General features: G+C 66.9%; 14 protein-coding genes and 1 pseudogene. 14 read left to right on the top strand and 1 reads right to left on the bottom strand.

Annotated features, from left to right (window positions below; translation table 11 throughout):
- The 12 genes and pseudogenes from ACEQZY_RS20840 to ACEQZY_RS20785 form a co-directional block, all read left to right on the top strand.
- Nucleotides 1-444: pseudogene (locus tag ACEQZY_RS20840) on the top strand (cytochrome c oxidase subunit II); the annotation flags it as partial.
- A 56-nt stretch (nt 445-500) separates the two neighbouring features.
- Nucleotides 501-2,111 carry a cytochrome c oxidase subunit I gene (gene ctaD / locus ACEQZY_RS20835; RefSeq protein ID WP_370156861.1) on the top strand — a complete coding sequence of 537 codons (1,611 nt, stop codon included), beginning with the start codon at nt 501-503 and terminating at the stop codon, nt 2,109-2,111.
- Between the two features lie 105 nt (nt 2,112-2,216).
- The gene (locus tag ACEQZY_RS20830) at nt 2,217-3,092 is read left to right on the top strand and encodes a heme o synthase (RefSeq protein ID WP_341704669.1); all 876 of its coding nucleotides are present in this window, start codon (nt 2,217-2,219) and stop codon (nt 3,090-3,092) included.
- On the top strand, nt 3,089-3,223 hold the full coding sequence (locus ACEQZY_RS20825; protein ID WP_341704667.1) for a hypothetical protein: 135 nt from the start codon (nt 3,089-3,091) through the stop codon (nt 3,221-3,223). The genes ACEQZY_RS20830 and ACEQZY_RS20825 overlap by 4 nt, the downstream gene beginning before the upstream one ends.
- Nucleotides 3,220-3,804 carry a cytochrome c oxidase assembly protein gene (locus tag ACEQZY_RS20820; RefSeq protein WP_341704666.1) on the top strand — a complete coding sequence of 195 codons (585 nt, stop codon included), beginning with the start codon at nt 3,220-3,222 and terminating at the stop codon, nt 3,802-3,804. Before ACEQZY_RS20825 ends, ACEQZY_RS20820 begins: the two co-directional genes overlap by 4 nt.
- A gap of 37 nt (nt 3,805-3,841) precedes the next feature.
- The gene (locus ACEQZY_RS20815; protein WP_341704665.1) at nt 3,842-4,654 is read left to right on the top strand and encodes a cytochrome c oxidase subunit 3; all 813 of its coding nucleotides are present in this window, start codon (nt 3,842-3,844) and stop codon (nt 4,652-4,654) included.
- A gap of 10 nt (nt 4,655-4,664) precedes the next feature.
- Nucleotides 4,665-5,045, top strand: a complete 381-nt coding sequence (locus ACEQZY_RS20810) for a DUF983 domain-containing protein (RefSeq protein WP_341704664.1) — start codon at nt 4,665-4,667, stop codon at nt 5,043-5,045.
- A 4-nt stretch (nt 5,046-5,049) separates the two neighbouring features.
- Nucleotides 5,050-5,793 carry an SURF1 family protein gene (locus tag ACEQZY_RS20805; RefSeq protein WP_341704663.1) on the top strand — a complete coding sequence of 248 codons (744 nt, stop codon included), beginning with the start codon at nt 5,050-5,052 and terminating at the stop codon, nt 5,791-5,793.
- Nucleotides 5,790-7,280, top strand: a complete 1,491-nt coding sequence (locus tag ACEQZY_RS20800) for a carboxypeptidase M32 (protein ID WP_370156859.1) — start codon at nt 5,790-5,792, stop codon at nt 7,278-7,280. The genes ACEQZY_RS20805 and ACEQZY_RS20800 overlap by 4 nt, the downstream gene beginning before the upstream one ends.
- 5 nt (nt 7,281-7,285) lie before the next feature.
- A complete protein-coding gene (gene thrC / locus ACEQZY_RS20795) occupies nt 7,286-8,698 on the top strand; it encodes a threonine synthase (protein ID WP_370156858.1) in 1,413 nt (470 codons plus the stop codon).
- Nucleotides 8,695-9,954, top strand: a complete 1,260-nt coding sequence (locus tag ACEQZY_RS20790) for a pitrilysin family protein (RefSeq protein WP_341704660.1) — start codon at nt 8,695-8,697, stop codon at nt 9,952-9,954. Before thrC ends, ACEQZY_RS20790 begins: the two co-directional genes overlap by 4 nt.
- A gap of 24 nt (nt 9,955-9,978) precedes the next feature.
- A complete protein-coding gene (locus ACEQZY_RS20785; RefSeq protein ID WP_341704659.1) occupies nt 9,979-10,599 on the top strand; it encodes a GNAT family protein in 621 nt (206 codons plus the stop codon).
- Between the two features lie 6 nt (nt 10,600-10,605).
- Here the strand turns inward: ACEQZY_RS20785 and ACEQZY_RS20780 are convergent, their stop codons facing one another.
- Complete coding sequence (locus ACEQZY_RS20780) at nt 10,606-11,187, bottom strand: YqgE/AlgH family protein (RefSeq protein WP_341704658.1); 582 nt, start codon at nt 11,185-11,187, stop codon at nt 10,606-10,608.
- A 98-nt stretch (nt 11,188-11,285) separates the two neighbouring features.
- Between ACEQZY_RS20780 and ACEQZY_RS20775 the strand changes: the two genes are divergently transcribed.
- Nucleotides 11,286-12,122, top strand: coding sequence for a protein-disulfide reductase DsbD domain-containing protein (locus tag ACEQZY_RS20775; protein ID WP_370156857.1), 837 nt, complete (start codon nt 11,286-11,288; stop codon nt 12,120-12,122).
- A 116-nt stretch (nt 12,123-12,238) separates the two neighbouring features.
- Nucleotides 12,239-12,721 carry a peroxiredoxin gene (locus tag ACEQZY_RS20770; protein WP_370156856.1) on the top strand — a complete coding sequence of 161 codons (483 nt, stop codon included), beginning with the start codon at nt 12,239-12,241 and terminating at the stop codon, nt 12,719-12,721.
- Nucleotides 12,722-12,821 lie beyond the last annotated feature (100 nt).

Raw genomic sequence — 12,821 nt, 5'->3', positions numbered from 1 at the left:
GGCTACCAGTGGTACTGGGGATACGAATATCCCGACAATGGCGACATCTCGCTGATCTCGAACATGGTCGAGGACGCCGATCTTGAGCCCGGCCAGCCGCGCCTCTTCGCCGCCGACGAGGCGATGGTGGTGCCGGTCGACACGACGGTGCGCGTGATCGTGACGGCGGCGGACGTGATCCACGCTTTCGCGGTGCCGCAGTTCGGCGTCAAGGTCGACGCCATTCCGGGCCGCCTGAACGAGACCTGGTTCCGCGCCGAGAAGACCGGCATGTATTACGGCCAGTGTTCGGAACTCTGCGGCACGCGGCATGCCTTCATGCCGATCAATGTGCGGGTCGTGACACAGGAAGAGTTCGAGCAATGGACGGAGCAGCAGCAGGCTGACGCTGGCTCCGGCGGCAATATCAAGGTGGCTGAGGTTGCGGGCGCGGAAGCGCGCTGAGCGCTCTTTCGTCCACGGGCTGAAACAGAATTCGAAAGAACGAAGGATTTAGAGAGATGGCAGGCCAAGCTGCAGGGGCGCACGCCGATCACGCCGATCACCCCACCGGGTGGAAGCGGTACGTCTATTCGACGAACCACAAGGACATCGGCACGATGTACCTGATCTTCGCTGTCGTGGCGGGGTTGATCGGCGGGTTCTTCTCGGTGCTGATGCGCATCGAACTGATGAATCCGGGTAACGGCATCCTGGGTGACAACCACCACCTGTTCAACGTGCTGGTCACCGGCCACGGCCTGATCATGATCTTCTTCATGGTCATGCCGGCGATGATCGGTGGCTTCGGCAACTGGTTCGTGCCGCTGATGGTCGGCGCCCCGGACATGGCCTTCCCGCGCATGAACAACATCTCGTTCTGGCTGCTGATCCCGGCCTTCGGCCTGCTGCTGCTGTCGACCATGGTCGAGGGCCCGGCCGGCGGCCTCGGCGCCGGCACCGGCTGGACGATCTATCCGCCGCTCAGTTCCGATACCGGTCATCCCGGTCCGGCCGTCGGCCTGGCGATCTTCAGCCTGCATATCGCCGGCGCCTCGTCGATCCTCGGTGCCATCAACTTCATCACCACCATCTTCAACATGCGGGCGCCGGGCATGACCCTGCACAAGATGCCGCTGTTCGTCTGGTCGGTGCTGGTGACCGCGTTCCTGCTGCTGCTGTCGCTGCCGGTGCTGGCCGGCGGCATCACCATGCTGCTGACCGACCGCTATTTCGGCACCGCCTTCTTCAAGGCCGAGGCCGGTGGCGACCCGGTCCTGTTCCAGCATCTGTTCTGGTTCTTCGGCCATCCCGAAGTGTACATCCTGATCCTGCCGGGCTTCGGCATCATCAGCCAGATCATCTCGACCTTCTCGAAGAAGCCGGTCTTCGGCTATCTCGGCATGGCCTATGCCATGGTCGCGATCGGCGTGGTCGGCTTCGTCGTGTGGGCGCACCACATGTACACCACCGGTATCGCCGTCGACACCCGGGCCTACTTCACCGCCGCCACCATGGTGATCGCGGTGCCGACCGGCGTGAAGATCTTCTCGTGGATCGCCACGATGTGGGGCGGCTCGATCCGCTTCACCGTGCCGATGCTGTTCGCCATCGGCTTCATCTTCCTGTTCACCGTCGGCGGTGTCACCGGCGTGGTGCTGGCCAATGCCGGCATCGACAGCTACATGCACGACACCTATTACGTGGTGGCGCATTTCCACTATGTGCTCAGCCTCGGTGCCGTGTTCGCCATCTTCGCCGGCTTCTATTACTGGTTCGGCAAGATGTCGGGCTACGAACTCAGCGAGACTGCCGGCCAGATCCATTTCTGGACCACCTTCATCGGCGTCAACCTGCTGTTCTTCCCGATGCACTTCCTCGGCCTGCAGGGCATGCCGCGGCGCATTCCGGATTACCCGGATGCGTTTGCCGGCTGGAATTACGTGGCCTCGATCGGCGCCTATATCTCCTTTGCCTCGACGCTGTTCTTCATCGCAACGGTGATCTACGCCTTCCTGCGCAAGAAGAAGGTGGCCGACAATCCGTGGGGCGAGGGGGCGACGACGCTGGAATGGACCCTGTCCTCGCCGCCGCCGTTCCACCAGTACGAAAAGCTCCCGGTCATCAAGTAAGGCCGGGACTCCCGCCCCAGGAGAAGTCTGGTGTCTGACGCGAGTTACACTGTCGAGCGCGACGAGGCCGGCCCTGCCGGCCTCGATGCTGCTTATGCCGGCCGCATCGAGGCGCGGCCGGGCGACTATCTGGCGCTGCTGAAGCCGCGCGTGATGTCGTTGGTGGTGTTCACCGGTCTCGTCGGCATGGTGCTGGCGCCCGGCTCACTGCATCCCACCCTCGCGGTCACCGCCCTGCTGTGCATCGCCATCGGTGCCGGTGCGTCGGGGGCGATCAACATGTGGTATGACGCGGATATCGACGCGGTGATGGCGCGCACCCGCGGCCGGCCGATCCCGCAGGGCCGCATCACCCGCGACCAGGCGCTCGGCTTCGGCACCGTGCTGTCTTTCGGCTCGGTGCTGGTGATGGGGCTGGCGATCAACTGGTCCGCCGCCGCGCTGCTGGCCCTGACGATCGGCTTCTACGTTTTCGTCTACACCATGTGGCTGAAGCGCCGCACGCCGCAGAACATCGTCATCGGCGGTGCGGCCGGCGCTTTCCCGCCGATGATCGGCTGGGCTGCGGTGACCGGCGATCTCGCGATGCTGCCGGTGCTGCTGTTCGCCATCATCTTCATGTGGACGCCGCCGCATTTCTGGGCGCTGGCGCTCTACCGCTCCGACGATTATGCCCGCGCCGGCGTGCCGATGCTGCCGGTGGTGGCCGGCGACCGCGAGACCCGGCGGCAGATCCTGGTCTACAGCCTGCTGCTGGTGCCGCTGACACTGTCGCCGTGGCTGCTGGGGCTGGCCGGTGCGCTGTATGGCGGCCTCGCCGGGCTGCTGGGCGGCGGCTTCCTGCTGCTGGCCTGGCGCATCTGGCGCGGCAGCAGCCACGACGAGCGCCCGGCCAAGCACATGTTCGCCTACTCGATCCTGTACCTGTTCCTGCTGTTCGCCCTGCTGCTGGCGGAACGCGGGCTCGGCTGGGGGGCATGAGCGCGATGCCCATGCACGACGAGCACAAGCGCCGCCGGGCGCGCAATCTGGCTTTGGGCGGCGTCCTGCTGGCCCTGGTGGTGCTGTTCTATTTCATCACCATCGCCAAGATGAGCGGAGGCGCGCCGTGAGCGGCCGCCGCAGCAATGCCCGGGTGGCGCTGATCTGCGCCGCGGTCGCCGTGACCATGGTTGGCGGCGCCTTCGCCTCGGCACCGCTGTATTCGCTGTTCTGCCGGGTCACCGGCTTTGCCGGCACGCCGCTGCGGGCCACCGCGGCGCCGGGCGTCGCGGATCCGGCCGAGCGGACGATCACGGTGCGCTTCAATGCCGATACGGCGCCGGGCATGCCGTGGAAATTCCAGCCGGTGCAGCGCACGGTGACGGTGCGGCCAGGCGAGGAGATGCTGATCTTCTACCGGGCGACCAATCCGACCGCCCGGCCGGTGATGGGGCAGGCCGCCTTCAATGTCACGCCGGAGAAGGCCGGTCAGTATTTCAACAAGATCGCCTGTTTCTGCTTTACCGAGCAGCGGCTGGCGCCGGGGCAGACGGTCGACATGCCGGTCTCCTTCTTCGTCGATCCGCAGCTGCTGAAGGATCCGCTGACCCGGGATATCTCCGAGATCACCTTGAGCTATACATTCTTCCGCATGCCGGACGAAGAGAAACGGGTCTCCGACCGCGGCGATGCCGCCCGGCCGGTCAACTGAATATGTGCAACATCCGCGTAACCAGGGGGTAGAAGCCATGGCTGCCAGCAGCGCCCGCAACCACGATTATCATCTCGTCGATCCCAGCCCGTGGCCGTTCATCGGCTCGATGGGGGCTTTCGCCATGGCGGTCGGCCTGGTCTTCGCCTTCCATGGCCACAGCTATCTGTGGGCCCTGCCGGGCCTGCTGGTCGTGCTCTACACCATGGCGGCCTGGTGGCGGGACGTGATCCGCGAGGCCGAGCATGACGGCCACCATACCCCGGTGGTGCAGCTGCATCTGCGCTACGGCATGGTGATGTTCATCGCGTCGGAAGTGATGTTCTTCGTCGCCTGGTTCTGGGCCTATTTCAATGCCGCGCTGTTCCCGACCGAGGCGATCGGCCATGCCTGGCCGCCGGCCGATATCGAGACCTTCGATCCCTGGCATCTGCCCTTCATCAACACCCTGATCCTGCTGCTGTCGGGCACCACGGTGACCTGGGCGCACCACGCGCTGCAGCATGGCGACCGCAAGGGGCTGGTGCAGGGCCTGACCCTGACGGTGATCCTCGGCGTGCTGTTCACCGCCTGCCAGGCCTATGAATACAGCCATGCCGCTTTCGGCTTCACCGACGGCATCTATGCCTCGACCTTCTACATGGCGACCGGCTTCCACGGCTTCCATGTGATCGTCGGCACGATCTTCCTGCTGGTCTGCCTGATCCGCGCGATGAAGGGCCATTTCAAGCCCGACCATCATTTCGGCTTCGAGGCTGCGGCCTGGTACTGGCATTTCGTCGACGTGGTGTGGCTGTTCCTGTTCTGCTGCATCTACTGGTGGGGCGCCGGCACGCCGGCCGCCCACTGATCCGCTGACGATGGCGGCAAGTTTCTACCCGCCGCTGTCGCCTTTCTCGACGGGGCTTCGCTGCCGCTGCCCGCGCTGTGGCGAAGCCCCGCTGTTTGACGGCCTGCTGGCCGTCAGGCAGCGCTGCCCGGCCTGCGACCTGGATTACGCCAGGGTCGATGCGGGCGACGGGCCGGCGGTTTTCGTGATCCTGATCCTCGGTTTTGTGGTGACCGGTCTGGCCCTCTGGGTCGAATTGCGGTTCGCCCCGCCGCTGTGGCTGCATCTGGTCTTGTGGACGCCGCTGATCCTGGGCGGTGCCATTCTGCTGCTCCGACCCTTCAAAGCCACGCTCATCGCGCTACAATTCCGCCACAAGGCATCGTCCGATATCGAATTGTTGCGCGAGTAATCCATTGAAAATATTTGGTTTCCGGCCAGCCCTCTGGCCGACTGTCTTCACCATTCCGGCGCTGGTCGTCCTGCTCGGGCTCGGCAGCTGGCAGGTCCACCGCCTGTTCTGGAAGCTGGACCTGATCCAGACCATCGAGAGCGGCCTGGCAGCCCCGGCGGCACCGCTGCCGGCCGGCGATGTCGACCCCGACCGCTGGAACTACCGCCATGTCACGGTGAGCGGCCGGTTCGACCACAGCCGCGAGTTCCATCTGCTGGCGCATTCGAAACGCGGCAATTTCGGCTACCAGATCGTGACGCCGTTCAGGCGCAGCGATGCGCCGGGTTGGGTGCTGGTCGACCGCGGCTGGGTGCCGCCCGATTTCAAGGAGCAGGACAGCCGCAGGGCCGGTCTGGTCGAGGGCGAGGTGACGATCCGCGGCATCGCCCACAGGACCTGGGGGCAGGGGCCGTTCGTGCCCGACAACGACGTTGCCCGGAACCTTTGGTTCTTCCCGGATGTGCAGGCGATGGCCCGGCTGGCGGGGATCGGCCCGGTGCCGACGCTGCTGGTGGATGCCGACGAGACCCCGGTGCCCGGCGGCTGGCCGCGCGGCGGCCAGACCCGCGTGGACTTTCCGAACAACCATCTCTCCTATGCCGTCACCTGGTATGGCGGCGCGGTGGTCCTGTGCGTGATCTATGTGCTGTGGCACCGGCGCCGGGAACGCGAAGAGGCGGCCGGCCCGGAACGGCAGGACCGATGAAGACCTACAAGGCCCTCGAACAGCGTTTCCGCCGGATCGCCGCCGTCAACGGCGCCCTGGCCATGCTCGGCTGGGATCAGTCGGCGATGATGCCGGATGGTGGCGCCGGCGCGCGGTCGGAGCAGATGGCGGTGCTCAGCGTGGTCCGCCACGAATGGCTGACCGACCCGGCGCTGGCCGATGATTTTGCCGCGGCCGAGGCGCAGGCCGCCCGGCTGAACGATTGGCAGCGCGCCAACCTGCGCGAGATGCAGCGTCAGTGGCGGCATGCCACGGCGCTGACCCCGAAGCTGGTCGAGGCCCGGTCGAGGGCGACCATGGCCTGCGAGATGGTCTGGCGCAAGGCGCGCAAGGACAGCGACTTCAAGGCCTTCGCCAAGGCCTTCCAGCCGGTGCTCGACCTGACCCGCGAGGCGGCCGATGCCAAGGCGGCCGCCTTCGGCCTTGGCCGCTACGATGCCCTGCTCGACGAATACGAACCCGGCGGCCGCGCCGAGAAGATCGACGGCCTGTTTGCGGAACTGGGCAGCTTCCTGCCCGGGTTCATCGACAAGGCGCTGGCAAAACAGGCGAAGGCGCCCGCAATCCTGCCGCTGGAGGGGCCGTTTGCCACCGAGACCCAGCGCGAAGTCGGCCTGCGCCTGATGAAGGCGCTGGGTTTCGATTTCCGCCATGGCCGCCTCGATGTCAGCCTGCACCCGTTCACCGGTGGCGTGCCGGACGATGTGCGCCTGACCACCCGCTACGAGGCGGACGATTTCACCAAGTCGCTGATGGGCGTGCTGCACGAGACCGGCCATGCCCTCTACGAACAGGGGCTGCCGAAGGCCTGGCGCGAACAGCCGGTCGGCGAAGCCCGCGGCATGGTGCTGCATGAAAGCCAGAGCCTGCTGGTCGAGATGCAGGTCTGCCGTGGCGACGAATTCCTTGACTGGGCGGCCCCGCTCCTGCGCAAGGCCTTCGGCGGCCGTGGCGCCGCCTGGGAGGAGGCGAATCTCCGCCGGATCTATACCCGGGTGCGGCCCGACCTGATCCGGGTCGATGCCGACGAGGTGACCTATCCGGCCCATGTCATCCTGCGCTACCGGCTGGAACAGGCCATGCTGGCCGGCGATCTGGCCGTCGGCGACCTGCCGGATGCGTGGAACGACGGCATGCTGACCCTGCTGGGGGTCGAAGTGCCCGACGACCGGCAGGGCTGCCTGCAGGATATCCACTGGGCGACCGGCTCGATCGGCTATTTCCCGACCTACACGCTGGGTGCGATGGCCGCGGCGCAGCTGTTTGCTGCCGCGCGGGCGCAGGAGTCTGCTATCCTGCCCGGCATCGGCAAGGGAGATTTCCGCCCGCTGCTGCGCTGGCTGCGTGCCAACGTGCACGGGCAGGGATCGCTGCTGACGACCGACGAACTGCTCAAGGCCGCGACCGGCAAGCCGCTGGGTGCGGCCGCCTTCAAGGCCCATCTCAAAGCCCGATACCTGAGCTGAATCCGATGCGTTACATCAGCACCCGCGGCCAGGCGCCGGCCCTCGACTTTGAAGGCGTCCTGCTGGCCGGCCTGGCGGCCGATGGCGGCCTCTACGTGCCGGAAAGCTGGCCGCAGTTCAGTGCGGCCGAATGGCGGGCCATGCGCGGCCTGTCCTATGCCGAGGTGGCCTTCCGGGTGATCCGTCCCTTTGTCGGCGGCTGCATCCCGGATGCCGATCTGCAGCGCATGATCGGCGAAGCCTATGCCACCTTCGGGCACAGCGCCGTGGTGCCGCTGCGCCAGACCGGCCCCAACGACTGGCTGCTCGAACTGTTCCATGGCCCGACGCTGGCCTTCAAGGATGTCGCCCTGCAGCTGCTGGGCCGGCTGTTCGACTGGGCCCTGCAGCGTGCCGGCCGGCGCGCCACCATCGTCGGTGCCACCTCGGGCGATACCGGCTCGGCCGCCATCGAGGGCTGCCGCGGCCGCGCCAATCTCGACATCTTCATCATGTTCCCGCAGGGCCGCGTCTCCGAGGTGCAGCGCCGGCAGATGACCACCGTGGCGGATGCCAATGTGCATGCCATCGCGCTGGCCGGCACTTTCGACGATGCCCAGGCGATGGTGAAGGCGCTGTTCAACGATGCCCCGTTCCGCGACCGGGTGGGGCTGACGGCCGTCAATTCGATCAACTGGGCTCGCGTGATGGCGCAGATCGTCTATTACGTCACCGCCGCCCTCAGCCTCGGCGGGCCGGACCGGGCGCCGGCCTTCTGCGTGCCGACCGGCAATTTCGGCGACATCTTCGCCGGCTACGCAGCCGCCAGGATGGGGCTGCCGGTCGCGAAACTGATTGTGGCCACAAACCGCAACGACATCCTGGCTCGCTTCTTTTCCGGTGGCGCATATCGCAAGGATGGCGTGACCGCGACGATCAGCCCCAGCATGGACATCCAGATCGCCAGCAATTTCGAGCGCCTGCTGTTCGACATGCACGGCCGCGACGGCGGCGAGGTCCGGCGGCTGATGGCCGAACTGGATACCGCCGGCGGCTTCTCCGTGTCGCCCAACGCCCTGGCCGAGACGCAGCATCTGTTTGCTGCCGGCCGTGCCGACGAGGCCGCCACCAGGGCCATGCTGAAGACGGCGTTCATGCAGGGCAACGGCATCGCCATCGATCCGCATACGGCGGTCGGCATGGCGGTCGCCGCATCCCAGCGGGCCGGCCGGGCGGTGGCGGCGGATATCCCGCTGGTCACCCTGGCGACCGCTGCCCCGGCCAAGTTTCCGGATGCCGTGCAGGCCGCCACCGGCCAGCATCCGGCGCTGCCGCCGCGCCTGGCCGACCTGTTCGACCGGCCCGAGCGGCAGACTCCGCTGGCCAATGACTATAAAACCGTACGAGACTTTATCGACCAGCATCGGGTGACCGCATGACCGTCCGCATCAGTACCCTGCCGAACGGCCTGCGCGTGGTTTCCGAAACCATGCCGCAGGTCAAGACGGTTTCCGTCGGCATCTGGGTCGGCGCCGGCGCGCGGGACGAGGTACCGGAGAATAACGGCGTGGCGCATATGCTGGAGCATATGGCCTTCAAGGGCACCGAGCGGCGCAGCGCGCTGGCCATCGCCGAGGAAATCGAGGCCGTCGGCGGCCACCTGAACGCCTTCACCTCGCGCGAGCAGACGGCCTATTACGCACGGGTGATGGGCGAGGATTGCGCCCTCGCGCTCGATATCCTGGCCGACATCCTGCAGCATTCGGTCTTCGATCCCGCCGAGCTCGAACGCGAGCGCGAGGTCATCATCCAGGAAATCGGCCAGGCGGAAGACACGCCGGACGACATCATCTTCGACCACCTGCAGGAAATCGCCTTTCCCGGGCAGTCGCTCGGCCGGCCCATTCTCGGCAGCGTCGAGCGCGTCAGCAGCATGGGGCGGCAGGATCTGCAGGGCTTCATGGGGCATTTCTACCATGCGCCGACCATGGTGCTGGTGGCGGCCGGGGCGGTCGATCACGACCGGCTGGTGGCGGAAGCCGGCCGGCTGTTTGCCGGCCTGGCGCAGAGCCCGCGTCCGTCGCAGCTGTCTGCCGCCTATGCCGGCGGCGATCATCGCGCGGAACGCGATCTCGAGCAGGCCCATGTGGCGATCGCCCTGCCCGGCGTGGCCTATGACGACCCGGATTACTACGCGATGCATGTCTATGCCACCGTGCTGGGCGGCGGGATGTCTTCGCGGCTGTTCCAGGAAATCCGCGAAAAGCGCGGCCTGGCCTATTCCGTCTATGCCTTTCCCAGCTCATATCGCGACAGCGGCATGCTGACGCTGTATGCGGGAACCGGCGGCGAGAAGCTCGGCGAGCTGATGCCGGTGCTGGCCGACGAGCTGGGCAAGCTGACCGGCGAGGTCGGAGCCGAGGAATTGCGGCGCGCCCGCGCGCAGCTGAAGGTAGGCCTGGTCTCCTCGCTGGAAAGCTCGGGTGCACGGATCGAGCAGATCGGCCGGCAGATGCTGCTGTTCGGCCGGCCGCTGGAGATCGACGAGGTGCTGGCCGCCGTCGAGCGGGTTGATGCGGCGGCCGTCCGCCGGGTGGCCGAGCGGGTGATGCGCAAGGCGCCGCCGGCGCTGGCGGCACTGGGCCCGATCGGGCAGCTGGAGCCGTATTCACGCTTCGCCGCGCGGTTCGGCTGACGGTTGCGGGAAGAAGGGGAGGCGATGCTGTTCCGGCGCTTCCTTCCCGGTCTTCCCGCCATTCTGGCCGGCGACCGGCTTTACCTGCGCAGCCCCGAGATCAGCGACTTCGAGGCCTGGGCGACACTGCGGTCCGTCAGCCGCGATCACCTGCAGCCCTGGGAGCCGGCCTGGGCAGAGGATTCGCTGACCCGCGAAGGCTATCGCCGCCGCCTCGCCTGGTTCGAGCGGCTGCGGCGGCAGGATCTCGGCGAAGCCTATTTCATGTTCACCCGGCGCAATGACACCCTGATCGGCGGCATCACCCTGTCGAACCTGCGGCGGGGCGCATCGCAATGCGGCGAGCTGGGCTACTGGGTCGGCCGGCCCCATGCGGGTGAGGGCTACATGACCGAGGGGCTGGCTGTCATGGTGGCGCACTGCTTCAGTGCCGTCCGGCTGCACCGGCTGGAGGCGGCCTGCCTTGTCGAGAACATGCCGAGCCAGCGTCTGCTGCGGCGCGCCGGTTTCCGGCCCGAGGGCATCTTGCGGGAATACCTGAAGATCAACGGTGTCTGGCGCGATCACCAGCTGTTTGCGCGCCTGTCCACCGACCGCCTGCCTGCCGACCGGCTGCCTGCCGGCGAGGCGCCGCCCGGCGGCTAGCCGGCATCAGGCATGCCCGGAAACGCTGGCCAGCTTGGCAATGTCGATGCCGATCTTTCGCACCGCGCGGTCCCACAGGTTATCGAGTTCCGGGGCGAAGATCAGGTCGCTGTCGGCCGGGGCCGCCAGCCAGGCATTGTCTTGGATTTCCGTATCCAGCTGCCCGGCCCCCCAGCCGGCATAGCCGAGCGCAAACAGGCTGTGCTGCGGCCCGGTGCCGGTGGCGATGGCGCGCAGCACGTCCAGCGTGGCCGTCAGGCCGATGCCGATCTCCTCGTCGATGGCGACGCTGCCCTGCCGCATGTAGTCGGTGGAATGCAGGACGAAGCCGCGGCCGGTTTCGACCGGGCCGCCGAGGCGGACGACGATGTCGTTGTCGATGGTGGGCTCGATGCCGAGCTGGCCGAGCAGGTTGGGGAAGGTCAGGCCGGGATACGGCTTGTTGATGACCAGCCCCATGGCGCCTTCGGCATTGTGCGAGCAGACGTAGATCACGCTGCGGGCGAAGCGGGGATCGCCCATGGTTGGCATGGCGATCAACAGCTGTCGCTCAAGATAGCCGGATATGGCCTTAGCATCAGATGCCATGCTCAGCTCCCTGCTTTCACCTGAATGTTACTCCAGCAACCGCCAATGTCCATATGCCCGGGGCTTGCAAATCGATCCCATGAGAAGAGATTAAAAGCATGGCAATCTGCTTCCCCGGAAGGCGCCTGCTGCTGTTGCTGGCATTCTGCCTGCTGCCCGCGCTGGCGCAGGCACAGGCACAGATGCAGCGTCCGGCCGGCACCGGTCCGCTTGCCGCCGCCGGCATGCCCGGCGGCAATCCCGCGCGGCTGGACATTGTCCAGGGGGGCGGCAGTGCGGCCGGCCTCCGGATACGGCTGGCGCCGGGCTGGAAATTCTACTGGCGCACGCCGGGCGAGGGCGGCGTGCCGCCGCGGTTCGACTGGAGCGGCTCGCGGAACCTGACCGATGTGGCAGTGGCCTGGCCGGCGCCGCAGCGCATCGGCATGGGCGATACCGACCTCTACGGCTATATCGACGAAGTGATCCTGCCGCTGCGATTCGAGCGGCGGCAGCCGGCCCAGGACGCCATCCTGGCGCTCGGCATCGAATATGGCATCTGCAAGGATATCTGCATATTGCGGGAGGAAAGCCTGAGCCTGCGCCTGGACGGCGCCGGCACTGCGGAGGCTGCCGCGCTCGGCCGGCTGGCGGCCTGGCAGGCGAAGGTGCCGCAGCCGGCCGCGCAGGCGGGCATCACCCTGGTTGCGCATCGGCAGCGGGCCGGGCAGATCGAGATCGTGCTCGCCGGCCGGCAGCCGTTCCGCGCGCCGGACCTGCTGGTCGAGGGGGCGCCGGAAGCGTGGTTCGGCCGCCCGCAGGTCACGCTGTCGGAAGACCGCCGGACGGCCAGCTTCCTGCTGCCGGTGCGGCCTGCGTCAGCCGCGGCCGGTCCGCTGGTCCTGACCCTGATCGATGGTGACCGGGCGGCGGAACTGACAGTGCCGAAATCCTGACCGCCGCCCCGATGCCCGGGGCTTGCCACCTGCTGCCTGACGGACCATCTTACCGGCTGCCGCTTCATGTCCGGCAGAGCATCCGTCCCAAAGCAATCAGACCAGACGAGGAAACCATGACCATCAAGGTTGGCGACCGCATCCCCGATGCCACGCTGTATGTGATGTCCGACCAGGGCCCGCAGGCGGTGAAGACCGGCGACCTGTTCAAGGGCAAGAAAGTGGCGCTGTTCGCGCTGCCCGGCGCCTTCACGCCGACCTGCTCGGCCAAGCATCTGCCGGGCTTCATCGAGAAGCACGACGAACTGAAGGGCAAGGGCGTCGATCAGGTTGCCTGCCTGTCGGTGAACGACGCCTTCGTGATGGGTGCCTGGGGCAAGCAGCAGAGCGTGGGCGACAAGGTGATGATGCTGGCCGACGGCTCCGGCGAATTCACCAAGGCGATCGGCATGGAATTCGACCTGTCGGCCCGCGGCCTCGGCGTGCGGTCGCAGCGCTATTCGATGGTCGTCGACGACGGTGTCGTTAAGACGCTGAATCTCGAAAAGCCCGGCGCCTTCGAGGTGTCGGATGCCAATACCCTGATCAGCCAGATCTGACGGCCGCTGAGGTCGTGAAAGCCGGCCCGGCTCCAGCCGGGAGATCGGAAGAGCACACGTCTGAACTCCAGTCACCGATTGAAATCTCGGATGCCGGCGT

The organism is Ferrovibrio sp. (assembly GCF_964218355.1).
In the GTDB taxonomy this organism is placed as follows: Bacteria; Pseudomonadota; Alphaproteobacteria; order Ferrovibrionales; family Ferrovibrionaceae; genus Ferrovibrio.
Note: the sequence above shows the minus strand (reverse complement) of the source record. Positions and strands in the feature narration are given on the sequence as shown.

Coding starts and splice junctions, on each gene's coding strand:
- ctaD (WP_370156861.1), top strand. CDS start 501: ATGGCAGGCCAAGCTGCAGGGGCGCACGCCGATCACGCCGATCACCCC.
- ACEQZY_RS20825 (WP_341704667.1), top strand. CDS start 3,089: ATGAGCGCGATGCCCATGCACGACGAGCACAAGCGCCGCCGGGCGCGC.
- ACEQZY_RS20815 (WP_341704665.1), top strand. CDS start 3,842: ATGGCTGCCAGCAGCGCCCGCAACCACGATTATCATCTCGTCGATCCC.
- ACEQZY_RS20810 (WP_341704664.1), top strand. CDS start 4,665: ATGGCGGCAAGTTTCTACCCGCCGCTGTCGCCTTTCTCGACGGGGCTT.
- ACEQZY_RS20800 (WP_370156859.1), top strand. CDS start 5,790: ATGAAGACCTACAAGGCCCTCGAACAGCGTTTCCGCCGGATCGCCGCC.
- thrC (WP_370156858.1), top strand. CDS start 7,286: ATGCGTTACATCAGCACCCGCGGCCAGGCGCCGGCCCTCGACTTTGAA.
- ACEQZY_RS20790 (WP_341704660.1), top strand. CDS start 8,695: ATGACCGTCCGCATCAGTACCCTGCCGAACGGCCTGCGCGTGGTTTCC.
- ACEQZY_RS20785 (WP_341704659.1), top strand. CDS start 9,979: ATGCTGTTCCGGCGCTTCCTTCCCGGTCTTCCCGCCATTCTGGCCGGC.
- ACEQZY_RS20780 (WP_341704658.1), bottom strand. CDS start 11,187: ATGGCATCTGATGCTAAGGCCATATCCGGCTATCTTGAGCGACAGCTG.
- ACEQZY_RS20775 (WP_370156857.1), top strand. CDS start 11,286: ATGGCAATCTGCTTCCCCGGAAGGCGCCTGCTGCTGTTGCTGGCATTC.
- ACEQZY_RS20770 (WP_370156856.1), top strand. CDS start 12,239: ATGACCATCAAGGTTGGCGACCGCATCCCCGATGCCACGCTGTATGTG.